The organism is Helicobacter pylori, assembly GCF_021062735.1.
GTDB lineage: Bacteria > Campylobacterota > Campylobacteria > Campylobacterales > Helicobacteraceae > Helicobacter > Helicobacter pylori_DN.
Window position 1 is genome coordinate 1 of sequence record NZ_JAHXLB010000008.1, and the last position, 22,635, is coordinate 22,635.

Consider the following 22,635-nt stretch of genomic DNA (forward strand, 5'->3'; position numbering starts at 1 on the left):
AGGACTTTAGCGATTTTACTGAGATTGTGAAATCCTAGTGTTTAGCCAAATTTTTAAAATTCTTGGCACTTATAGAGTGAAAAGCAACGCTTTTTTATGACTCATGCAGTCATAGCGAGCTGTTTTATAAACTACCCATAACGCCTAAAAAGAACGCAACAATCGCATGCTAACCCTCTAAACCGCTATAAAAAATAACTTAAGCGTTCAACTCTACTTTTTCTCAGTGATGCTTTCCTTTAAGCCTAGCCCATAGTTATTAATCTCTGTTTCAGCAATGAAAACCACCGCAAAGAAGCCTTATTTTTATGAAGTGCTTTAGACACAAGCTCTATAACGCTAATAACCAACTCTTTTTCATTCAATCGTGGGGCCTCTTTAATGATACGTGCGCTCACTAAATAGCATGAACGCTCCTTAAATTTATTCTCATCTCGCTTTTATTATGCACTATCAATTAACAAGTTTTAATATAATATAAGATCTTGTTTTTTTATATTGTCGTTTGTTAAGGATCAAAATGCGCGTGTTTGTTTGCTTTTTAGGGGTTTTTGTGTCTAACGGCTTGGCTCGTTTTGGCTATGTGGTTTTAATCCCCCTACTCATTTTATCAGGGAGTTTAACCCCACACCAAAGCTTCCAACTGGGTATTGCGGTGTTAATGGGCTATGTTTTTGGGAGTTTTTTAATCCAATTTTTAAGCCCGTTAATGTCATTAGAAAGCATCGCTAAAATCAGTTTTGGCTTAATCGCTTTGAGTTTTTTAGTCTGTTATTTTGATAGTATCCCTTTCTTTTGGCTTTGGATCTGGCGTTTTATCGCTGGTGTGGCTAGCAGCGCGTTAATGATTTTAGTCGCTCCTCTCTCTTTGCCCTATGTCAAAGAACATAAAAAAGCCTTAGTGGGAGGGCTTATTTTTAGCGCTGTAGGCATTGGATCTGTCTTTAGCGGGTTTGTTCTGCCTTGGATCAGCTCTTATAATATCAAATGGGCATGGATTTTTTTAGGGGGCAGTTGTCTGATAGCCTTCATCCTTTCCTTAGTGGGGTTAAAAACCCGTTCTTTAAGGAAAAAATCCGTTAAAAAAGAAGAAAGCGCATTTAAAATCCCCTTTCATTTGTGGTTATTGCTCATTTCTTGCGCGCTCAATGCGATTGGTTTTTTACCGCACACGCTTTTTTGGGTGGATTATTTGATCCGCCATTTAAATATCTCCCCCACTATCGCTGGAACTTCATGGGCATTTTTTGGCTTTGGCGCTACGCTTGGTTCTTTAATCAGCGGCCCCATGGCTCAAAAGCTAGGGGCTAAAAACGCCAATATCTTTATCCTCATTTTAAAATCTATCGCATGCTTTTTGCCCATTTTTTTCCACCAAATCTCTTTACTCAATTTAAGCATCTTTATAATGGGAGCGGCCACAACCGCCAATATCAATTTATTCAGCATGATGGCTTTAAAAATTGCAGGCGCGAAGCATTTCGCTCAAGCGTCTTCGTGGGTGGTGTTTTCTTTTGGCATTTTCCAAGCGCTTTTCTCGTATCTTTTTACGATCTTTTTAGGGGATTTGGGCTATGTTTTGATTTTTGTTATTTGTGGGGTGTGTTTGGTTTTAAGCTTTATCGTTCTTTTCCCCATTAAAATGCAAACGGCTACCAATAAATAGAAAAATTATGGGGTTTCAAAACCCTTGATGCCGAGAAAATCCTTAAAACCCTTTAAGGAATTTAAGATTTTTTCACGCTCTAAATGGCGCATGATAAAAACGAGGTTAGAGCCGTTTTGATCCTTTAAAATATGTTTAGGCGGGTAAATGACATGCATCACGCCGTTAATACTCACTAAAAGATCGCTTCCAATATCAATAATCCCCTTTATGCGTAAAATCTGCGTGCCGTATTGATGCAACAACAAACTCAGCCAAATCCCAAACGCGCTCCACTCCATCGTGCCTTCAAACCTAATGCTTAAAGTCTCAAAGCCTTGCGAGTGCGAATCTTTTGGCATTCTTGGCATAAAATTTCGCGCCCTATTGTTGCACGAAAAAAAGCTTTCGTAATCTATATTTTTCTTGTCAAAAATTTCTGCGCTAGGGTTAAGGGCTTGTATCCGCTCTTTTAATTTTATTAAAGCCCTGCTGTCGTTTTGCAAATCCGTTTTGGTCAATAAAACGCTATCAGCAAAAACGATTTGCTCTTTAGCTTCGTTGTTTGTTAAATGCGTTTTAGCGTTCAAAACATCCACGCAAGCCACCACGCTTTGAATCTCAAAATGCACCCCTAAAAAAACATCGCTCAAAATCGTCCATAAAATCGGCGCCGGGTTGGCTAAACCGGTGGTTTCAATGATGATGCGCTTTAAAATTTCGCCGCGCCATTCATAGTTGTTGAGCGTGGCTTTTAGAGACTCCACTAAATCTAAGCGTTTGTTGCAACACACGCACCCTGCGTTAAGATAGAGCATTTTTTCACCGCAATATTGAACGCTTAAGATGCGCTGATCCAAAGCGGCTTGACCGATTTCATTGATAATCAAAGCAACGCCTTGGTGATCTGTTTGGTTTAAATATTCGCTCAAAAAACTCGTTTTACCGCTACCTAAAAAACCGGTGATGAGCGTGATAGGGATTTTGGGCATCAGTGAGTGGCGTGTGTCTGTTGGTTTAAAAACGCTAATAAATTAGAATCTAGCACGTCCATTTCTTTTTTGGCTAATTTTTGCGCCTTATTCCACAAATCGCCTAAATCATTCACGATCACGCTCTGCCCTTTTTTATCGCACAGCACAAATTTCGCACCTTGCCAATCATTAATTTTTAGCCCATAAAACGCCAGGATTTGATTGAGCAATCCCACTCGTTTGAGCCGCGCTCTTTTGCGTTCTCTAGCATTTTCATTCGCGCTAATAAGCACATTTGGCTCTCTCAAATTTTCATCAATCTCATAACTATCGCTCCCATAATTTTCATCACTCCAATGAAAAGAACTGATAAGCTCCCCGCATAAAACGCACATCTTCCAACCTTTTAATCAAACGCCAAAAATCTTTTGGCGTTATCGCTATTTTTTTCTAGGGTTTCGTTTTAAGAAATCATCAGCGATTTCATTGAATGTTACCCAACGCACGCCCTCGTGCTTGTTGATATGCTCAATGATTTTTTCATGCATGAGCAACACTTGCGGGCGGGCGCTCACATCAGGGTGGATTGTCATGCTAAACACCGCATAATCCATCTCACGATAAACCCAATCAAATTGATCGATCCACATTTGCCCTATATCGTGCGGGCTTACAAAACCAAAACTATTGGGGGATTTTTTGATAAACATCATCGGCGGTAAATCGTCCAAATACCAATTCGCAGGGATTTCCACCAGATCGGTTTCCACCCCACGGATTAAAGGTTTCATCCAATCCTTGGCTTCCAAACTATAATCAATCTTGCTCCAACTATCCCCCACGCGCACATAATAGGGCGTGAAATCATTGTGCATGAGCGAGTGGTCGTATTTGAAGCCGTGTTTTAAAAGCAATTCATTAGTGATATTAGAAAACTCCCACCACGGCGCCACATAGCCTGTGGGGGCTTTGCCGGTGAGATCTTTAATCAACTCAACGCTTTTTAACAAAACGTCTTCTTCTTGCTTAGCGCTCATAGCGATAGGGTTTTCATGCGAATACCCATGCGCACCCACTTCATGCCCTGCATCCACAATCATTTTCATTTGCTCATGGAAAGTTTCAATAGAATGCCCAGGCGCAAACCAAGTCGCCGGGAGATGGTATTTTTTAAACAATTTTAAAAGCCGTGGGATCCCCACTTCACCCGCAAAAAGCCCGCGCGAAATATCATCAGGCGAATCCTCCCCACCATAGCTCCCTAGCCAACCAGCCACCGCATCAATATCCACGCCATAAGCCACTAAAATTTCTTTTGCCATAATCGCTCCTTTTTAAGTGAGTTTTCCAAACCCCTTTTTGGTGAGTTTGGTGTCAAAATCTTGTAAATAAGGGATTTTTTGGCGTTGCAGTGCCACTTCGTTTAAATCCATTTCGGCGATAATGACTTCATTAAGCTTGGTGGCTTGTGCGATGATTTTCCCGTTGGGCGCGATGATTCTTGAATCGCCGGCAAACTCTAGCGTTTGTTTCAATTGAGCGTTAGTTTCTTCCCCACTATGATTGCACGCGCACACAAAACAGCCATTTTCTAACGCTCTAGCCTTGCTCAACAAATCCCAATTATAAGCCCTAGCTTTGCCAAACGCGCTAGGATAGATTAAAACCTCCGCCCCTTGTAACGCTAAAAGATTCGCGCCCACGCCAAAGCCGATTTCATAGCAAATTTGCAAACCCACTTTCGCACTAAAATCCCCAAAATCCAGCGTAAAAATCTCATATTTTTTACCCCTTTTGAAGCGCGATTTTTCATCGCCCCACAAATAAATCTTGCGGTGTTTTCCAACGATCCCGCCTTTTGGTGGAATGATATAAGCGCTGTCGTAGAGTTTTTTATCCGTTTTTTCAATGCTGCACGCCACTAAATGCACCTTATTAGATTTTGCAAAATCGCTTAACGCGTTCAACGACTCGTTTTTTAGCGTTTTTTCGCCATGCTCTATCGCTTTAAGATCTATCCCAAAATCCGCATCCTTATCATTCACGCAATAACCGCTATCAAACAATTCCGGTAAAACAATGAGATTTGCACCTTTGTCGCGGGCTTCTTTGGCGAGATTGAGCGCTAATTGCAGGTTTTCACTTAAGGCGTAGGGTTTGGATTGCATTTGAATCACAGCCGTTTTTAGGATTCTTTTAGCGGGATTTTTTGTTTTCAAGATCCACTCCCATTTTTGTTTTTATTGTATAGCATTAGAAATTAAAAGAGGATTAAAGGGGTTAAAATCCATACGAGTTTGTGTCAAAACTTACCATTATTGTTTAAAAATCGTAATAACGCACTAGAGAGCGAGCTCACAAACACGCCGATAAGAAAGATTAACCCGTTAAAAAGATGCAAGAATAAAAGCGCTCCTAAAATGCCTAGTAAAACCCCATACCCCCCTAAACGCCACACATTGAAAGACATTTCCAAACCTAGGGCGAATTTTTGGAATTTTTGCTTTTCTTCTTTTTCTCCTAAATTTTGTTTCCTTAAATCCAAACGCTTTTTAACGCCGTAATACGAAGACAACGCCACGATAAAAAACCCTAAAAACCCCCCTTCAAAATTCAAAACCCCTTGAAACGCTTGGAAAAAATAAACGATGATCGTGCTAACTATATTAATAGAAAGTAAAATAAGCAAGCATTGGATTTGGCACATGGGCTTTGATTGGATTTATTTTGTTTTGTTTTGTGTGTATTTAGGGTCTTTGGCTAATTCTTCATAATCTTTTTGCATGCTTTTATAAGCTTTATAGACATTGAGAAAGCTCGCTAACACGCCCCAAATAACCCCAAGCCAAAAAAGCCACGAAACATGAGTGAGTTTTTTAAGCCCATAGCCTATAACCACGCCCATAAGGATCGCTACCACCATAGAAAGCCCCAAGCTCAAATAATTCGCCCCCTCTATGAATTTATAATACTTTGGCTTTTTCAAAAAATTCACACACCTTTTATGATTTCATCAAAACTTTCATCGGCTTTTGCAACCGCTAAATCAATCATCTCTTCAGTCATAGGCTCACAAATAAAGCCGGTTTCAAAGCTTGAACATGCCAAATACACGCCCTTAAAAAGCATTTTTTGGTGGAATTTTGCAAACATCTCCGTATCGCTTTTTAAAGCGTCATCAAAATCACGCACCGCATTTTCGTTAAAGAAAAAGCCAAACATGCTCCCCATGTTAAGCGTCTCTAAAGCGATGTTATAGTTTTGAGCGCTCTTTTTTAAACCTTGAGTCAAACGAACGGCTAAAGCGTTTAAGCGGGTATAAAGGGTTTTGTCTCTTTTGATTTTATAAAGCGCACTCAACCCCGCACACACCGCTAGGGGGTTACCGCTCAATGTGCCTGCTTGATACACCCCTCCAATGGGCGAAAGCAAGTCCATAATTTCCGCACGCCCCCCAAAACACGCCAAAGGAAGCCCCGCACCTATCACCTTACCAAAGGTTACCAAATCCGGCACCACGCCATAAAATTCTTGCGAACCGCTCAAGCTCGCTCTAAACCCGCTCATCACTTCATCTAAAATCAGCACCGCTTGGTATTTTTCACACAAAGCCTTTAAGCCCAGTAAAAACTCTTTTTGAGCCGGCACTAACCCCATATTCCCGGCAATGGGTTCAATGATGACACAACCCACATCGCCTTTTTTAAAGCACTCTTCTGTAGAGTTTAAATCGTTATAACGAGCCACTAGAGTGTGTTTGCTAAAATCGTTCGGCACGCCTAAAGAAGAAGGAGAGCCAAAAGTAGCGCACCCGCTACCCGCTTTCACTAATAACGAATCGCTATGCCCATGATAGCACCCTTCAAACTTGATCAAATCATCTTTTTGGCTAAAAGCTCTAGCGAGTCGTATCGTGCTCATGGTCGCTTCCGTGCCGCTACTCACTAAGCGCACCTTATCTAAGCCTTCATAACAAGAAATGATTTCCTTAGCTAAAGTGGTTTCTAACTCCGTGGGAGCGCCAAAAGAAGTGCCTTTTTTTAATGTATTAATAATATTTTCTTCAATCTCTTCATCAGCATGCCCAAAAATCAAAGGCCCCCAGCTTTGCACAAAATCTATATAATGGTTGTTATCCACATCATAAAGATACGCCCCCTTACCCTTTAAAATAAAGGGGGGAGTGCTTTTAACGCTCTTAAACGCTCTCACAGGCGAATTGACCCCCCCAGCGATCACCTGCTTGGCTTCATTAAAATCATTAATGCTGTGCAACAACTCCATGATTTTACATTATCCCTTAATCATGCTTTCAAATTGGATTTCCACTTGCGACCAAGTCAAGCCCTCATGAAAACTCTCGCATCGTTTAGCCAAGCTCGCTAATTCGTTTTTCAAGCCAAAATTCAACAAATCCAAGACCCCTTTAACCACGAGCTTATCCTCAGCAATCGTGTATTGCATAGGCACTTTTACCAGCTTTTCATTCATCCTCACATAAGCCGTAAGAGAACCTTCATGATCGCCTTCTATCACATTCCTGAAAGTTACTTTGATGTTAGTGTTTTTAAAAAGAGCGAAAAAAGCTTCTTTCACATTTTTGTTTTTAGTGTCATCGCCTAAATTGACTTTCAAGCTATCCATGCTCGCGCTCGCTCCTTCTAAAAGGGTTTTTAAACTATCTTGAGATTTACCCAATTTATAGGTGATGCTTTCAAAACTCCCATTTACTGGTGTTTTAGCCTTAGTTTTAAAGGCTGTCCATGTTAGCTTAGCCGAAGATAAATCCAAATTCACCGCTTGCAAAAACCCTGCTAGTAAAACCGATACCAAAACCATTTTTTTCATTCATTATCCTTTAATGTGGTCTTATCAATAACGCTTATTATTTTAGTGTAAATAAACACGCTTACAACTAAAACGATTCATTTTGATAATCATTTGCACTCTAAAGACGACTCAAGAGATACAATTGCGTTTATTTTAAACTCTTTTTGTAAATAATGCTGACTGAACCAAACATTCTGAATCATTCATAAAAAGATTAAAGCGCATGGCTATCGCTATCATCTTGAATACAAAAAAACTCATGGCGATCGGAGTTTCAGCCTGAAACCATCTTCGTGTAAATCGCCTTGCTTTAAAAGCTCATCCGCACTAGGGCTAGAATAATGCTTGGCTAAAATAATGAAATAGGCGTTGTTGTGCACCCCGATAAGGTTAGGCTGGAAATAAGGGAAAGTTTCAGGGTTTAAAATCCATGTTGCAACTTTGTTATACGCCACAGAGAGCCTTTTTCCGGCCTCACTACCCCACAAATCATACCCGTTCTCAAAAAGCAATTCGCCTGATATGGTTAGCGCAAGAAGCGCAAAATTGGTATAAGCTATCCCCTTAATGCCCTTTGTAGGGCCGCCATGATAATCGCTCGTATCGCTCCTGGTGATCGCACTAGCAATAACCCCATTCTCATCTATGGCTTTAAATACCCACTCTTGCCACCGATTAGCGCTATTTTGCAAAAGGGCATAATCATCTAACGCTAGCGCAGAACTCACATCAAAAAGAATGCCCCACGCCCCATGGTTAGTGTTAAGAGCTGATTGAGAATACTGACGCATCCGCTTAATGAAATCTTCATATTCTGGGCTAGGAAACGCCTTTTTGACAAACCAATAAGCCATGTTCATATAAGGCATGTAAAAATTGATATTATCCTCGCTCTGATAAGTGTCTACGCTTTGAAGCTCTTTAGCCCAAGCGTTTAAAATTTCTATAGCTTTTAAGCTGTATTGTTTGTTTTTGCTCACTAAGTAGCCTAGTGCTAAGTCATAAGACATGAGAGCGGATTTTTTAAAACTCTTTGTGCAGGCATCAGGCTCTCTAACCCCAGCAGAAGTGTAGTGTTTTGATGCGTTAAGCTGCGCGCATGGCTGTATTGTTTGGGAGAGCTTTTTATCAAGATGGAGTTTTTGGGGCAAGTCTGTAGATTTAAAATCCCTAAAAAAGTAATCTTGCTCGGCGTAAGCTTGAACGCAAACGCAAACACACATGAGTGATAAAAACAAAACAAATCTTTTCATTCCTCGCCTTTATTTTAATGGATTATTTTAAAGATAGCGTTTTATGGTAACGCTTCCAACAACACAAATTTAAGCGCATGCGCATTAAGGGTGCTAACCGCTGAAAGAGGTAAGACAAAGAGTGCTGATTTTTCATTGGGGTGATTTTCAAAATCGCTGGTTAAATGGGGGTGTAAAAACCCTAAATACGGCTCTAAACCAAACGCCTCTAATTTTTGCGCTTCTAAGTTTAAAAAGGCACAAAAATCCTCAGTCATCTTATCAATGTTTTCTACAACATCGCATTTATTGAGCAACACCCCAAAAGGCTTATTGGCCAAAGCGGGTGAAAATTTTTCCAACTCCAACCTCAAGCGTTGGTATTGCTCTTTAATACCCAAATCCAGCCTAGAAGCGTCTAAAACAAAAGCTAGAACTTTGGTGCGTTCAATATGCTTTAAAAAGCTAATCCCTAAGCCTTTTCCTTGACTAGCCCCTTCAATAATGCCAGGAATATCCGCCATTAGAAATTCGCTTTTCTCATCTACGCTCACAACCCCTAAATTAGGCACTAGAGTCGTGAATTCATAGTTAGCGATTTTAGGCTTAGCGTTAGAGATGGTGGAAATGAGCGTGGATTTACCCGCATTAGGGAAGCCCACTAACCCTATATCAGCGATGAGCTTTAATTCCAAACGCACGCTTTTTTCAACCCCCTCTAAGCCTTTTTGCGCGTAAGTGGGTTGCTGTTTAGTCGCGCTTTTAAAATGCGCATTCCCTAACCCTCCCTTGCCTCCTTTTAAGGCTAACACCCTTTCTTTAGGCGTGATCAAATCAAGCCACAACTCGTCACCTACAAAAACTTGCGTTCCTGGTGGCACGACAATAATTTTGTCTTCGCCCTTTTTGCCCGCGCAATTTCGTGTGCCTCCTGGAGCCCCGTTTTTAGCCTTATGGTGTTTAGTGCCTCTAAAATTCGCTAGAGTGTCGGTATTGTTATCCACTTCAAAATACACATCGCCTCCATCGCCTCCATCGCCCCCATCAGGGCCTCCTTTGATGACAAACTTTTCTCGCCTAAAACTCACCATTCCAGGCCCCCCCTTACCCGAAGCGATGATGATTTCCACGCTATCTACAAACACAGCTTAATACCCTTTCTTTTATTTGGCAAATCTTTGCATGGATTTTTCCAAATGCGGCACCGCATTGAGTAATTTCTGCGTATAAGGGTGCTTTGGAGCGCTTATCACGCTATCCACATCCCCGGTTTCTACGATTTGCCCTTGATTCATCACGATGATTTTATCGCTAATATGCTCCACCACCCCTAAATCATGGCTGATAAAAATATAAGTCAGCCCCATTTCTTTTTGCAAATCCAAGAGCAAATTCAGCACTTGCGCTTGAATGGACACGTCTAGTGCAGACACAGGCTCATCGCAAATCACCACGCTAGGATGCAAAATGAGTGCCCTAGCAATGCCGATTCGTTGCCTTTGACCGCCTGAAAATTGGTGAGGGTAACGATCGATCCATTCTAATTTCAAGCCCACTTTTTGCATGATCTCTAGCACTTTTGCTTTGATTTCTTTTTTTGAAAAGTGAGAATTTAACAGCAAGGGTTCAGCGATAATCTCGCCCACTTTCCACCGAGGGTTTAGGCTAGAATAAGGGTCTTGGAAAATCATTTGCACTTTTTTGCGGTAATCAAACCAATCCTGTTTGCTAAAATGCAAATGGCGCTTACCATTGAAATAAATCGCCCCACTATCTTGCCTTTCAATCCCGGCTAAAATTTTGGCTGTCGTGCTTTTCCCGCAACCGCTCTCCCCCACAATGCTTAAAACTTCATTTTGTTCCACTTCAAAACTGATCCCATTGAGCGCACAAATCACTCTTTTAGGCTTGAATAACCCCCTGTCTATCGCATAGGATTTTTTCAATTCTTTAATTTCTAAGAGCTTCATCGTAACTCCTTTGGAAAACTCAAATAATCTATATTTTCATCCACGGTTTCTAAGCGTTTTTTGCGGTATTCTTTGCCCGGTTTAGGGATCGCACTTAAAAGAGCTTTCGTATAAGGGTGTCTTGGATCAGCAAAAAGCTCTTTGGCGCTCGCTTGCTCCACCACATGCCCTTTATACATCACCACCACTTCATCAGCGATTTGCGCCACCACGCCTAAATCATGGGTGATAAACAAAATAGAAGTGCCTTTTTTTTGCTGCAACTCTTTCATCAATTCTAAAATCTGCGCTTGAATGGTTACATCTAACGCCGTCGTAGGCTCATCAGCGATCAAGATTTCAGGCTCACACACCATAGCCATAGCGATCATCACCCTTTGGCGCTGCCCTCCGCTGAGATTGAAAGGGTATTCATGGTATTTGTCCCCTGCATGGGGAATGCCTACGCGCTCTAACTCATAGACCACCCTTTCTAAGCGTTCTTTTTTATTAAGGTTAGGGTGGTGGATTTTCAACACTTCATTGATTTGAAACCCCACCGTGTAGGAAGGGTTTAGGCTCGTCATAGGCTCTTGAAAGATCATGCCAATTTTTTTGCCTCTGATTTCTTTTTGCATCTGTTTTTCTTTGAGCTGCAACAAATCCTGCCCTAAAAATTGAATGCTCCCCCCCACAATTTGACCCGGTTTTTCAATCAACCCCAAAATAGAAAGCGAAGTGATGCTTTTCCCGCTCCCGCTCTCCCCTACAATGCAGAGCGTTTGAGACTTTTTCAAGCCAAAACTCACGCCATCTACTGCTTTATTCACGCCCTTATCGGTGAAAAAATAAGTTTTTAAATCTTTAACTTCTAAAATCATGCAAGCTCCTTTTAAGAGGCTCGTTTAGGATCTAAAGCGTCCATGATACCATCGCCTACCAGATTAAAACTCATGACCGTTAAAAAAATCATCACCCCAGGGAAAACAAGCATCCAAGGAGCGGTAGCGATGTATTGCATGGAGTTCATCAGCATCGCTCCCCATTCAGGTTTGGGAGGTTGGGCCCCAAGACCTAAGAAGCTCAGCGCGGCCGCTTCCAAAACCGTGGAAGCAAAACCCATTGTCGTTTGCACGATCAAAGGGATAATGCAATTAGGGAAGATCACCTTACACATCAAACGAAGATGCGAAGAGCCATTGATTTTAGAAGCGATCACGTATTCTTTTTCTTTTTCGCCTAGCACAGAACTGCGCACCAATCGTGCAAATCCAGGAATCCCCACAAACCCAATAGCGAGCATGGCGTTAGTGAGTGAAGGCCCTAACACAGCGACCACAATCACGATCAATAAAATGGATGGCAAAGCGAACATGATATCCATGATACGCATGATAATTGCATCTGTTTTCCCTCCAAAATACCCCGCTATTAGCCCTAATATCGTGCCAAAAAAGACCGCAATCCCCATAGAAACAATCCCTATGGTTAAAGAAATCCTAGCCCCATAGATCAAGCGGCTCAAAATATCGTGCCCCAAATCATCGGTGCCTAAAAGGTATTTCGCGTTCCCCCCATGCTCCCATATAGGTTTTAAAAGGCGATCTTGTGCGTTTTGGACATAAGGATCATGCGGGGCTAAAAGGGGCGCAAAAATCGCGCAAACCACCAATAAAAGCACAATCCATGCGCCAACTACTGCCGCCTTATTTTTTTTGAATTGTTGGATAAATTCTCTAAAAGACTCCATTATGACAACCTTATTCTAGGATCAATAAAAGCGTATAAAATATCCACTAAGAGATTAGCCCCAATATACATCATGGCAATAATCAAAGACATGGACTGGATAATCGGGAAATCGCGCTGGTTGAGCGCATTAACGATCCACTTACCAATCCCAGGCCATGAGAAAACCGTTTCAGTTATCATGCTCCCCCCTAAAAGCCCGGCCAACATCAAGCCTGCGATAGTCGTTACAGGGATTAACGCATTACGCAAAGTATGCACAAAAATCACCCTAAAGGAGCTGCACCCCTTAGCTTTAGCGGTGCGTACGTAATCTTCTTTAGACACTTCTGCCATGCTCGCGCGAGTCATTCTGGCAATAACAGCGGTAGAAACCGTGGCTAACACAATGCTAGGCAAAATCAAGTGCTTGATGGTATCCACAAACGCCCCATAATCCCTTGCGATCAGGCTGTCTATCAAATAAAGACCTGTGGGGCCATCTAAATAATACACATCGCTCAAACGCCCAAAAACAGGCAACCACCCCAATTGCACGCTGAAGATATAAATCAGCATAAGCCCTAGCCAAAACACCGGCATAGAAATCCCGGCTAAAGCGAAAGTCATGCTAGAATAATCAAACACGCTATAGCGTTTGATCGCAGCTAACACGCCAACGCTAATACCCAAAACAAGAGCCATAAACAGAGCGATCAAAGCTAATTCCACCGTAGCCGGGAATCGTTGCCAAAACTCATGCATCACAGGCTCACCAGTCATGATAGAAGTGCCAAAATTGCCATGCAACACATTATTGATAAAGAAAAAATACTGCTCTATCAAGGGCTTATTCAAGCCAAATTGCTCTCTTAAAGCGTCAATAGCGGCTTGATTGGCCTTTTCGCCTAAAATCACTAACGCCGGATCTCCTGGCACTAAATGCACCATCATAAACACGATAATGCTCACTCCAAACAGCGTGGGAATCGCCCACAAAATACGCTTAATGATAAAACTCAGCATGCAACCCCTTTTATTTTTCTAAATACACCTTAAAGAAGCGATTCACGCTCACTCCGGTCGTTTTATAGCCTTTGACTTTAGACAAGTGCGGCACCACTGAATAAGGGTAGGCTAAAGGCACATAGGGCGCGTCTTTATGAATAATTTCTTGAGCCTTTAAATAAAGGGCTTCCCTCTCTTTTTGATCCGAAACCCGTTTAGCCTTTATGAGCAGATCGGAAAAGGCGTCGCTCTTATAAAAAGAACCATTTTGAGTGGGTATAGCTGAGGCGGCTTGCTTGCTCCATAAGGTGTATAAGAAATTATCCGGATCCGCAATGTCTGCCATCCAGCCTGCAAACGCCATTTCATGCTCGCCTAAGCCCGTTCTTTTCAAATAAGCCCCCCACTCATACACTTCAATTTTCACGTCAATGCCAATTTTAGCCAGGCTCGCTTGTATGAACACCGCTCCCTTTGGGTTACGAGTGGAAGTGGTAAAAATGGTGGTTTTAAAGCCGTTAGGATAGCCCGCTTGTTTCAATAACTCTTTAGCCTTTTTCAAATCGTATTCATAGGGTTTGATGTTGTAGTTATAACCCCATATGGTGGGCGGGAAAGGATTGACCATTTTTTGGGCAAAGCCTTCATAAATCACCTTAATGTAATCATCAACATTAATCGCATGGTTGATAGCCAAACGCACCAAAGGGTTGTTAAAATACTTTTTTTGCGTGTTCAACGAAAGCCAACTCGCCAACAACCCAGGGCTTTTATCCACCACGACATTAGGAAGTTTTTCTAACTGCTCCACTTCATTGAGATTAGGCCCGGTCATTAGCATGATTTCACCGGTTCTTAACGCCAAAGCGCGAGTGGAAGAATTAGGAATGGTGCGCACCACCACCTTATCTAAATAAGCTTTAGGCCCCCAATAATCTTGATTTTTTAAAAGAATGATTTTTTCATCTTTATTCCACAAAAAGAATTTGAAAGGCCCTGTCCCAACAGGCTTTTTAGCCAACTCGTCTTTTTTATTATTTTGAGCCAAATAATCAGCGTAATCCTTACTCAAAATGCTCAAAAAATCCATGCCTAAATTGGCTAAAAACGGGGCTTCTGGCCCATTAAGCGTGAATTTGATCGTGTAATCATCTAAAGCTTCAATGCTCTTAATAATATGAGACATGCCCATGCCTTCCCAGTATTTATAGCTTTTAGCCCCTGGGCTGTAGTATCGTTTAGCCTTATGCATTTGACGCTCAAACGAAAACAGCACATCTTTAGCACTAAACTCTACTTTTTTATTCCAATACTTCGTCTGGTGGAAATAAACCCCTTTGCGTAAATGAAAGGTATATACAAGACCATCTGAGGATATTTCCCAGCTTGTCGCTAAGGCTGGTTCAATTTCTGTGGTGCCGTATTTGAACTGCACGAGCGTGTCATAAATATTGCCTGTTGCCACATAGCTTTCGCCATCAGTCACTAATGCAGGATCCATGCTCGAGCCATCAGCGCCTCTTGCAAAAACTAAAACGCCTCCAAAACGCTTTTGCTCTTCAACAGAAACATTTTCTTTAGATGGATTAAGAGTGGCGTTTGGGCTTTCTGAGGCTTTCAAAAAGAACCCAAACAACAAAAGAAAAAAAAACAAACCCTTAACAAAAACATTATTCATAAGCCAATCTCCACAACAAATTCTATAAAGGATAGAGATCTAAATTATAAATATTTTATGGCGTTTATAGGTGTTTCACAAACACCCAAAGGTTTAATTAACCTTTAAAGGTTACCCTATTCCCCAAAATTTTGACTAACCACAGAAACCTTCTTGCGGTTTCTGTCTTTATGCTCAAACTTCACAACGCCATCTATGAGCGCGTATAAGGTATGGTCTTTCCCCATGCCCACATTATTACCCGGATGCATTTTAGTGCCTCTTTGGCGCACGATAATATTCCCTGCTCTCACAAACTCTGAGCCAAATTTTTTCACGCCTAAGCGTCTTCCTGCAGAATCTCTGTTATTCTGCGTGCTCCCTTGACCTTTCTTGTGTGCCATTGTTTAATACTCCTTTATGCTACAATTTTAGTGATTCTCACGCGAGTGAAATCTCTTCTAAAACCACGCTTGGTTTTGCTGTCTTTTCGGCGGCGTTTTTTGAGAGTGATGACTTTTTTGCCGCGTCCTTCATTGATCACTTCCGCTTCAATTTTAGCCCCATTCACAAAGGGTTTCCCGCAAGAGAGCTTGCCCTCTTTGGATACGGCTAACACTTCCACTAATTCCACTAAAGCCTTAGGCTCTTTATCCATTTTATCCAATAAAACAATATCGCCTTCAACGACTTTATATTGCTTACCGCCATGCTTGAATATTGCGTATGACATTTCTATTCCTTAAAAATTGAACGCTCTTTTTAAAATAAACGCTTATTATAGTGAGTATTTGCTAAAATGTAACTTTAAATTGAGATTAAATCCACATTAAAAGAATTTTTTTACTCAAAAACACCCCATTTAACCCACCATTATTAACCCGCATTGCCCCACTCAAACCACTTACAATTGCTATTAACTTGTTTTGGAATACTTTTAGCTTGTTTGTTAAAAAACCAATAAGGATTTGATCATGCGCGTTACCTTTGGCTCAAAATACAACCAAATGAATAATTATCAAAACGCTTTACAAAATAAAATCAACGACGCTAACACGCAGATCGCTTCAGGGCTAAAAATCCGTTATGGTTATCAAAACAGCGACATTAACAACCAGAATTTAAAATTCCAATACGAAGAAAACACCTTAGATCAAGGCATTGATGTGGCTCAAAACGCTTACACTTCAACGCTCAATACCGACAAAGCCTTGCAAGAATTTTCTAAAACGATGGAGGCATTTAAAACCAAGCTCATCCAATCCGCTAACGATGTGCATTCAGAGACTTCTCGTGCCGCTATCGCTAACGATTTAGAACGCTTGAGGGAGCATATGATGAATGTTGCTAACACCTCCATAGGGGGGGAATTTTTATTTGGGGGCAGTAAGGTGGATAGACCTCCCATTGATAGTAATGGGAAATACCATGGCAATGGCGAAGATTTAAACACGCTCATTAGCTCTGATAACCTTGTGCCTTATAATATCAGCGGGCAAGATTTGTTTTTAGGCACAGATAAAGACAAGCACAAACTCATCACCACCAACATTAAATTATTCAATCAAAACAAGCTCCACCCTGATGTGATGGACGCTTTAGAGCATTCTTCATTGCCTGAAGAAGTTTTTATTAAACCCGGTGATACCTTGCGAGAACTCATCGGCGATAACGATAAAGATCCCACCAACGACCCTAAAGAGTTTTTTTATTTGCAAGGCGTTAGGCCTGATGGCTCTAGTTTTAAAGAAAAATTCGCGCTCTCTAAAGCCTATCAAAACAAAGAGAGTGCCTCTAAAGTGAGCGATTTGTTAGATAAAATCGGTCATGCTTACGGGAACACTTCGCAAAATAAAGTCGTGGATGTGAGCTTGAATAATTGGGGGCAAATTGAGATCAAAAATCTAACCCCCGGCAGTGAAAATTTGGATTTTCATTTGATTTCTAGCGATGGGGATTTTGATGATTTAGACGCCTTGCGTTCGAGCGGCAAAAGGGTTACTGAATATGTCAAAAGCGCGTTTGTAACGGATAGGAGTTTGAGCCAAGTTAAAGCGGTTCCTAACATGTATAACCCAAAAACGCTTGAAATCCCTAGCGTGTTTATCACTAAAGACAATGTTTTAGCCAACAAAAACACTAAATTGAGCGAGATTTTTGGCGATAAGGTGGAAACTTTAAAAATCAACGCTAGCCGCTTGGACGATGAAAGCACTATTAAAATCCCAAACCTCCCTGTTTATTTGGATATTCCCATTCTTTTAGACGTGAAAAATTCTACGATTAAAGATTTGAAAGACGCAATCAAAAAACGCTTCAATAATGAAGTGGATGTGGAAATTGAAACAAACGGGCGTTTGAGGATTATTGACAATTCTTCTAACCAATCGCCTATTTCTTTTGCTTTAAGCACCTTAGATCAAAAAGGGCTAGAAGTGGCTGGTATCCCTACTAATAACGCGAGCGAATACCAAAAAACCTACTTCAATAAAGAAGGGGCAAAATTAGAAAGCAATGTCGCTCAAACCGCTCAAAATGGCGCAGCTAATGGCTCTACTAAACTGAGTGAAGTCTCTAAGGGGAGTTTAGAAAATAGCGTTTTTAACATGAAATTAAACGATGTGAATGGCTTATTTTTGGAAGCGCAAATGATCTTGGATAATAATGGGGCTTTTTTGAGTTTGCCTAATGGAATTAAAATCCCGCTTTATGACCCCACAAGCGCTGATATTCAAGCTTCTAAACCCAATGAAGTAACTTACAGGCAACTTATGGATGCGATGAGTATCGCGCTCAATTACAGCAATACTGACCCTGCCATCTACCAACAAATCAGCGATAACCCCACTTCCAAAGAAAGCAAGGAGCGCTTTATTGAATTGTTAAAACAAGCTAAAGACAACCTTTCTGTTAATTTGAATGAAGAGGGAAAAGTCATTATCCAAGACAACATGCATTCAAACACCAAAATGCAGTTCATGCTTTTTGATAAAGACGCGAATGATTTTTCTCAAAACGCCTTGCACAGCGACAAACCAAGCCTTAAATTAAACGCTAATAACGCTTTAATTATTGACAAGCCCAGCGTGAATTTTTTTGATCAATTAGAAAATACCATCACTTCTGTAAGAAAAGGGATTTATCGCCCGGACGCTTTAGGGGATACTTATTCTAGCGATATGCGTAATTTAGGCATTCAAAACGGCATCACCCTTATAGATCACTTGAGCGATCACATAGAAAAAATGATCGCTAAAAACGGTGCTCATGGCAAGGCGTTTGAGAACATTATCAGGCGTAATGAAGTTTTAAAAACGCAAGTTCAAAGCATTCGTGGGGAAACGACCGGCACGGATATGGCAGAAACTTACAACAAATTTTCCAATCTCACTAACAATTATAACGCTGTTTTGGCTTCCACGAACAAAATCAATAACTTGTCTTTAACGAAATATTTGTAACCTTTTGGTGGTTTTTAAGCGTTCTAAAAAGAGGTATTAAAATGCTTTTAAGCTTCTATGAAGCCCCCCTCCTTTTGCCCTTTATTTCGTGGGCAAATCGCCCACAGGACAAGCGGCCACACCCACGCTTGGGCGAGTGATTTTTTCTACATTTTCTTGAGCTTTTTTGGGGTCATTAACCCAAGTTTTATAGAACTCAAAAGGGCATTCCGCCACACCCTTATCCCCATCGCCACTAGCAAAAACCCCACTATAACCTCTGTGTAAGAGTTTGAAGAGTTGGTTTTGGCTTTGGTCGTATTTTCTCGCATCACGGATTTGTTGCACGGAAAGTTGAGCGTATTGAAGGCCATTTTCTTCTTCCCCGCATTCGCCCAAAGTATGCCCGTCAAAACCAATAATGCTAGAATGCCCAAAATAGGAATACACCCCATCAAAACCAGTCGCATTCGCTACCGCTACATAGCATTGATTAGCCCACGCCATAGCTTTCACTATCGCAATTTGTTGCTCCTTAGCCGGATACATGTAACCTTGACAGCGCACAATGAGTTCTGCCCCACGCATCGCGCAATCGCGCCAAATTTCAGGGTAGTTTCCATCATCGCAAATGATCAAAGAAACTTTCAAGCCCTTAGGCCCATCAACCACATAAGTTTTATCCCCAGGATACCAACATTCAATAGGGCACCAAGGCAAGATTTTGCGGTATTTTTGCACGATCTCACCCTTATCATTGACAAGAATCAAAGTGTTATAGGGATTCTTTTCAGCTTGCTCGTGTTTTTCCCCTGTCAAAGAGAACACTCCCCAAACCTTGTTTTTCTTACAAGCCTCAGCAAAGATTGCGGTTTCTTCTCCAGGAACGCTTGCGGCTGTGTCAAACATTTCTTGTCTGTCATACATGATCCCATGCGTGCTGTATTCGGGGAAAATGATCAGATCCAACCCGGGCAGACCCTGTTTGACCCCACCAATCACCTTAGCGATATTGCGACAATTTTCCAACACCTCATTCTTAGTGTGGAGTCTAGGCATCTTATAATTAACTACCGCTACACCCACAGTATCTGGGCTGCTACTAATATCTCCATGTCTCATGTTATGTTCCTTATTTTTTGATTGAGAGTTCCTACAAACCCTCTACTTGAATTTATAAAATAGTTGTGTAAATGGATCTATAATGAATATGAAAACTTTAATCATTATGATTATTCTGGGCGAGTTTTAACTTTTTTGCTCTATTTAGTAACCTATTTTTAAAAAATGAGGTTTTAGCCGCTCTATTTTATGGTTGTTTGATTTTCACTTCCACTAAGCCATATAGCGCATTGATGCAATAGATTTTAGCCGCTCTTTGCAAGTCTTGTAATTTTAAAGGGGCATGCCCAACAAGACCCTTTTTTAACAATCCCACAACACCCGTCCCGTTTAACGCGCCCGCACTAAAATAAGGGGTTAAAAGCCTGTTGTGGATTTCTAAAATAAGATTGCTCCTAGCACCCTCAGTGAGTTCCAAATCCTGGTTATAAAAGATTTCATCAAAAATAACGCCTTTTTTAATGAGCGCTCGGGCGTTTTGATAAAAAGGGGCATAAGTGGTCTTATGGTATAAAAAATCATTATGCTTATCAATGGGGGCTTCACTCAAACGAATTTCTAGGCTTTTTAAAGGCTCTAAGGCTTTGTATTCTTTAATGAGCTTGCCCTTTTTATTGAGTAAGACCCTTAAAACCCCTTCTTTTTCTAATTCAAAGTCTAAAAGATTTTCATCATGTTTGAAATTGAAATATTGGGCACTATTCATTAAGCGTTCTTTATGGGCGTTTTTATTGTTAATCTCTAATTTTTGATCCTTTTTGATAATTTTCATCGTTTCTACAATCTCAAATTCTATTTTGGGCATCACAAAAAAGGATTTTAAAAAGCTCTCTTCATATTCTTTGGGCGCTTTACTTTTATAAGTTACCCCACTCCCTACCCCTAAATGCAAAAAATCTTCGCGCGCTCTTTTTTCTAAAGTGCGGATAGGCACGCTAAAAAGGGCTTTTTTTTCTTCAACCATGCCTATCGCTCCGCAATACACCCCCCTAGGGCGTTTTTCTAAACTTTCAATGATTTGCATGGTTTTTATTTTAGGGCATCCGGTCACAGAGCCGCAAGGGAACAACGCCTTAAAAATCTCAAACAAGCTGGTTTTTAGGGGCAATTTCGCTTCAATCTCGCTTATCATTTGATACACGCTAGGCAAGCTGATGATTTCAAACAATTGATTGACTTTCACGCTATTTTTTAAGGCTAAACGGCTCAAATCGTTACGCAGCAAATCCACAATCATCACATTTTCACTTCTATTTTTGTCATCATTTTGCAAAAACAATCGGTTTTTTTCATCTATTAAGGGGTTATTTGAGCGAGCGATCGTGCCTTTCATGGGTTTTGTAATAATCTTAATCGCTGTGTCTAAAAACTCTAATTCAAAAAACAATTCCGGTGAAAAGCTCAAAACGCTCCTAAACTCATTTTCTATAAAAGCCTTAAAAGGCGTATTTTGGTTGTGTATCACTTCCTTAAAAATCCGCTCTAGCCTGGCTTTAGTGTCTAAAAATAAATCCATCGTGAGATTCACTTGATAGGTATCGCCGTTTTTGAGATGTTCTTTAACGGCTTTAAACTGCTTGAAATAAGTTTTTTGATCTAAAGAGCTGTGGATTTTAGGGTAAAACGCATGCTCTTTTAAAGGCTCTAAAGAATATTTTTTTCTTTCTAGAAATTGTTCAAAATACAAAAAAGGGGTTTGGCTTTGAAAATTTTCATCTAAAAACGCTAAGCGCGCTTCGTATAAAAGATACCCCACAAAATACCCATTCCCCCTATTTTGAGAGATGAAATCCAGGGCGTTTTTCAGCTCATTAAGATTAGTGGCTGTGAGTTTTTTAACGCTTTTTTGATATTTAAAATCCCCAAAAATCATTTAATTTCTAGCAACCGCTTCGTATTTGTCTATCAAAAACACCGGATTATAGCTCATTTTAGACCTTCTCAAACCCTCTAATCCCAGATCTTCTTCTCTGTTAGCGTAAGTTAGATGGCTAAATTCATTCAAAAGCAATTGTTGGTTGATGATCTGATACGCGCCTGCAATATCTGTGCGGGCTTTTTCAATGTGGATGAGCGCGCTCTCTTCGTTTAAAACTTCTCCAAAACTAAACGAGACTATTTCTCCATTAACCCTAATAAGCCCCCCTTTCACATCCAAGCTTTCATAATTTTCTAAAACGCTTTGAATGCCCTTATTTTCATTGATTAGCCCTATATCATCGGTTTGGCTTTCTAAAAACCACGTTTTAGAAGCTTCTAAAACTTCCTTTCTGTTTTGAGGAGAAATTTTTTCATAAACAAAATTCGCGCAATTGGTTAAAAACTGGTTTAGGTGGTTTTTTTTCTTATGGTATTTTTTCCCTTTTAAAGCGATCAATTCTTCAATAGAATAAACATAATCGCTCCTGTCTCTGTTATAAGTGAAATCAAACACCCCTACAAAATTGTCTTTCAAATCGTCTTTTTGCTCTAAAGTCAGGGAGTGGAATCTTAAGTTTTTTTCTAATTTCAAAAGCTCTTTCACGCATTCATGCGTATTCTTACCGATAGGATAGAAATAAAAGGGTTTTTGATTTTCATAAGTGGTTTGAATCACCAAACAATCCCTAATCACAGCCACTTGAATAAGCCTTGCGTGCTGCCATAAAAAACAATTGGTAAAACTCACATCTGATAACACGATTTTTTGAGTGCTTAAAAACCTTGAAAACAAGTCCTTATGCGCTAGGGTAATTTTTTCAAACATGGCAACTCTCTTTTATTTTTTTAACTCTTTTAGGGCGTTTTCTTGAAATTTTCTAGAAATCTTAAAAATCTCTGCATAAAAACCCGTAAGAATTTCTCCATTCAAATGTTTGAAGTCCCTTTGACCGAGTCGTTTTAAAATTTCTCGCTCTCTTTTAGGGCAATAAATGGGGCTTTCTTGTTTGATGAGAGCGATTTTTAAAGCGATTTCTAAGCGTTTGTCTAAAAGATCGCTCAATTCATTATCCAACGCATCAATTTCAGCCCTTAAATTTTCTAAAAGACTATCCAAATTCTTTTGCATC

23 protein-coding genes are annotated in these 22,635 nt (G+C 40.6%); 2 read left to right on the top strand and 21 right to left on the bottom strand.

Features of this window, described 5'->3' with window-relative positions:
* The first annotated feature begins 520 nt into the window (after window positions 1-520).
* On the top strand, window positions 521-1,666 hold the full coding sequence (locus tag KX581_RS04545; RefSeq protein WP_001263617.1) for a YbfB/YjiJ family MFS transporter: 1,146 nt from the start codon (window positions 521-523) through the stop codon (window positions 1,664-1,666).
* Between the two features lie 5 nt (window positions 1,667-1,671).
* Here the strand turns inward: KX581_RS04545 and KX581_RS04550 are convergent, their stop codons facing one another.
* The 17 genes from KX581_RS04550 to rplU all read right to left on the bottom strand — a co-directional run bounded on the left by KX581_RS04550 (window position 1,672) and on the right by rplU (window position 15,756).
* Window positions 1,672-2,637 (bottom strand): CobW family GTP-binding protein, encoded by a 966-nt coding sequence (locus KX581_RS04550; RefSeq protein WP_180629339.1) that lies wholly within the window; start codon window positions 2,635-2,637, stop codon window positions 1,672-1,674.
* Entirely contained in the window at window positions 2,637-3,014 is a 378-nt protein-coding gene (locus tag KX581_RS04555; protein WP_180629338.1) for a hypothetical protein, read from the bottom strand. Before KX581_RS04555 ends, KX581_RS04550 begins: the two co-directional genes overlap by 1 nt.
* Window positions 3,015-3,059: 45 nt before the next feature.
* Window positions 3,060-3,941 carry a polysaccharide deacetylase family protein gene (locus KX581_RS04560; protein ID WP_120872153.1) on the bottom strand — a complete coding sequence of 294 codons (882 nt, stop codon included), beginning with the start codon at window positions 3,939-3,941 and terminating at the stop codon, window positions 3,060-3,062.
* A gap of 12 nt (window positions 3,942-3,953) precedes the next feature.
* Window positions 3,954-4,838, bottom strand: coding sequence for a carbon-nitrogen hydrolase family protein (locus KX581_RS04565; protein ID WP_231175701.1), 885 nt, complete (start codon window positions 4,836-4,838; stop codon window positions 3,954-3,956).
* A gap of 83 nt (window positions 4,839-4,921) precedes the next feature.
* Window positions 4,922-5,326 (bottom strand): hypothetical protein, encoded by a 405-nt coding sequence (locus KX581_RS04570; protein WP_231175702.1) that lies wholly within the window; start codon window positions 5,324-5,326, stop codon window positions 4,922-4,924.
* Window positions 5,327-5,341: 15 nt separating this feature from the next.
* Window positions 5,342-5,605 (bottom strand): AtpZ/AtpI family protein, encoded by a 264-nt coding sequence (locus KX581_RS04575; RefSeq protein WP_050842211.1) that lies wholly within the window; start codon window positions 5,603-5,605, stop codon window positions 5,342-5,344.
* A gap of 5 nt (window positions 5,606-5,610) precedes the next feature.
* A complete protein-coding gene (gene hemL, locus KX581_RS04580; RefSeq protein ID WP_120872159.1) occupies window positions 5,611-6,903 on the bottom strand; it encodes a glutamate-1-semialdehyde 2,1-aminomutase in 1,293 nt (430 codons plus the stop codon).
* A 9-nt stretch (window positions 6,904-6,912) separates the two neighbouring features.
* Window positions 6,913-7,467, bottom strand: a complete 555-nt coding sequence (locus KX581_RS04585) for a YceI family protein (RefSeq protein ID WP_000738958.1) — start codon at window positions 7,465-7,467, stop codon at window positions 6,913-6,915.
* 239 nt (window positions 7,468-7,706) lie between these two features.
* Window positions 7,707-8,702, bottom strand: coding sequence for an alginate lyase family protein (locus tag KX581_RS04590; protein ID WP_120872161.1), 996 nt, complete (start codon window positions 8,700-8,702; stop codon window positions 7,707-7,709).
* A 41-nt stretch (window positions 8,703-8,743) separates the two neighbouring features.
* A complete protein-coding gene (obgE, locus tag KX581_RS04595; protein WP_120872163.1) occupies window positions 8,744-9,826 on the bottom strand; it encodes a GTPase ObgE in 1,083 nt (360 codons plus the stop codon).
* Between the two features lie 18 nt (window positions 9,827-9,844).
* The gene (locus KX581_RS04600; protein WP_000770461.1) at window positions 9,845-10,651 is read right to left on the bottom strand and encodes an ABC transporter ATP-binding protein; all 807 of its coding nucleotides are present in this window, start codon (window positions 10,649-10,651) and stop codon (window positions 9,845-9,847) included.
* Entirely contained in the window at window positions 10,648-11,511 is an 864-nt protein-coding gene (locus KX581_RS04605; protein WP_000599881.1) for an ABC transporter ATP-binding protein, read from the bottom strand. The genes KX581_RS04600 and KX581_RS04605 overlap by 4 nt, the downstream gene beginning before the upstream one ends.
* A gap of 11 nt (window positions 11,512-11,522) precedes the next feature.
* Complete coding sequence (locus tag KX581_RS04610; RefSeq protein WP_231175703.1) at window positions 11,523-12,380, bottom strand: ABC transporter permease; 858 nt, start codon at window positions 12,378-12,380, stop codon at window positions 11,523-11,525.
* A complete protein-coding gene (locus tag KX581_RS04615) occupies window positions 12,380-13,384 on the bottom strand; it encodes an ABC transporter permease (RefSeq protein ID WP_000948002.1) in 1,005 nt (334 codons plus the stop codon). The genes KX581_RS04610 and KX581_RS04615 overlap by 1 nt, the downstream gene beginning before the upstream one ends.
* Window positions 13,385-13,394: 10 nt before the next feature.
* Complete coding sequence (locus tag KX581_RS04620; protein ID WP_231175704.1) at window positions 13,395-15,044, bottom strand: ABC transporter substrate-binding protein; 1,650 nt, start codon at window positions 15,042-15,044, stop codon at window positions 13,395-13,397.
* Between the two features lie 116 nt (window positions 15,045-15,160).
* Window positions 15,161-15,427, bottom strand: a complete 267-nt coding sequence (gene rpmA, locus KX581_RS04625) for a 50S ribosomal protein L27 (protein WP_000940618.1) — start codon at window positions 15,425-15,427, stop codon at window positions 15,161-15,163.
* A 14-nt stretch (window positions 15,428-15,441) separates the two neighbouring features.
* Window positions 15,442-15,756 (bottom strand): 50S ribosomal protein L21, encoded by a 315-nt coding sequence (gene rplU / locus KX581_RS04630; protein WP_231175705.1) that lies wholly within the window; start codon window positions 15,754-15,756, stop codon window positions 15,442-15,444.
* Window positions 15,757-15,997: 241 nt separating this feature from the next.
* Between rplU and flgL the strand changes: the two genes are divergently transcribed.
* Complete coding sequence (flgL, locus tag KX581_RS04635) at window positions 15,998-18,484, top strand: flagellar hook-associated protein FlgL (protein WP_231175706.1); 2,487 nt, start codon at window positions 15,998-16,000, stop codon at window positions 18,482-18,484.
* A gap of 81 nt (window positions 18,485-18,565) precedes the next feature.
* Here the strand turns inward: flgL and KX581_RS04640 are convergent, their stop codons facing one another.
* From KX581_RS04640 to KX581_RS04655, 4 genes are all read right to left on the bottom strand, one after another.
* Complete coding sequence (locus KX581_RS04640; protein WP_331273827.1) at window positions 18,566-19,549, bottom strand: aliphatic amidase; 984 nt, start codon at window positions 19,547-19,549, stop codon at window positions 18,566-18,568.
* Window positions 19,550-19,772: 223 nt separating this feature from the next.
* Window positions 19,773-21,458: a bifunctional chorismate-binding protein/class IV aminotransferase gene (locus KX581_RS04645; RefSeq protein ID WP_231175708.1), complete on the bottom strand. Its 1,686-nt coding sequence runs from the start codon at window positions 21,456-21,458 to the stop codon at window positions 19,773-19,775.
* Window positions 21,459-22,331 carry a DUF2156 domain-containing protein gene (locus KX581_RS04650; RefSeq protein ID WP_231175709.1) on the bottom strand — a complete coding sequence of 291 codons (873 nt, stop codon included), beginning with the start codon at window positions 22,329-22,331 and terminating at the stop codon, window positions 21,459-21,461. It lies immediately after the preceding gene.
* 12 nt (window positions 22,332-22,343) lie between these two features.
* Entirely contained in the window at window positions 22,344-22,634 is a 291-nt protein-coding gene (locus KX581_RS04655; RefSeq protein ID WP_120872175.1) for a chorismate mutase, read from the bottom strand.
* Window position 22,635 lies beyond the last annotated feature (1 nt).

Bases quoted from the DNA above. Each gene is read 5' to 3' on its own strand.
- KX581_RS04545 (WP_001263617.1), top strand. From the start codon at position 521: ATGCGCGTGTTTGTTTGCTTTTTAGGGGTTTTTGTGTCTAACGGCTTG.
- KX581_RS04570 (WP_231175702.1), bottom strand. From the start codon at position 5,326: ATGTGCCAAATCCAATGCTTGCTTATTTTACTTTCTATTAATATAGTT.
- KX581_RS04615 (WP_000948002.1), bottom strand. From the start codon at position 13,384: ATGCTGAGTTTTATCATTAAGCGTATTTTGTGGGCGATTCCCACGCTG.
- KX581_RS04585 (WP_000738958.1), bottom strand. From the start codon at position 7,467: ATGAAAAAAATGGTTTTGGTATCGGTTTTACTAGCAGGGTTTTTGCAA.
- KX581_RS04645 (WP_231175708.1), bottom strand. From the start codon at position 21,458: ATGATTTTTGGGGATTTTAAATATCAAAAAAGCGTTAAAAAACTCACA.
- hemL (WP_120872159.1), bottom strand. From the start codon at position 6,903: ATGGAGTTGTTGCACAGCATTAATGATTTTAATGAAGCCAAGCAGGTG.
- flgL (WP_231175706.1), top strand. From the start codon at position 15,998: ATGCGCGTTACCTTTGGCTCAAAATACAACCAAATGAATAATTATCAA.
- KX581_RS04550 (WP_180629339.1), bottom strand. From the start codon at position 2,637: ATGCCCAAAATCCCTATCACGCTCATCACCGGTTTTTTAGGTAGCGGT.
- KX581_RS04555 (WP_180629338.1), bottom strand. From the start codon at position 3,014: ATGTGCGTTTTATGCGGGGAGCTTATCAGTTCTTTTCATTGGAGTGAT.
- KX581_RS04605 (WP_000599881.1), bottom strand. From the start codon at position 11,511: ATGATTTTAGAAGTTAAAGATTTAAAAACTTATTTTTTCACCGATAAG.
- KX581_RS04610 (WP_231175703.1), bottom strand. From the start codon at position 12,380: ATGGAGTCTTTTAGAGAATTTATCCAACAATTCAAAAAAAATAAGGCG.
- KX581_RS04655 (WP_120872175.1), bottom strand. From the start codon at position 22,634: ATGCAAAAGAATTTGGATAGTCTTTTAGAAAATTTAAGGGCTGAAATT.
- KX581_RS04560 (WP_120872153.1), bottom strand. From the start codon at position 3,941: ATGGCAAAAGAAATTTTAGTGGCTTATGGCGTGGATATTGATGCGGTG.
- rplU (WP_231175705.1), bottom strand. From the start codon at position 15,756: ATGTCATACGCAATATTCAAGCATGGCGGTAAGCAATATAAAGTCGTT.
- rpmA (WP_000940618.1), bottom strand. From the start codon at position 15,427: ATGGCACACAAGAAAGGTCAAGGGAGCACGCAGAATAACAGAGATTCT.
- KX581_RS04600 (WP_000770461.1), bottom strand. From the start codon at position 10,651: ATGAAGCTCTTAGAAATTAAAGAATTGAAAAAATCCTATGCGATAGAC.
- KX581_RS04650 (WP_231175709.1), bottom strand. From the start codon at position 22,331: ATGTTTGAAAAAATTACCCTAGCGCATAAGGACTTGTTTTCAAGGTTT.
- KX581_RS04590 (WP_120872161.1), bottom strand. From the start codon at position 8,702: ATGAAAAGATTTGTTTTGTTTTTATCACTCATGTGTGTTTGCGTTTGC.
- KX581_RS04620 (WP_231175704.1), bottom strand. From the start codon at position 15,044: ATGAATAATGTTTTTGTTAAGGGTTTGTTTTTTTTTCTTTTGTTGTTT.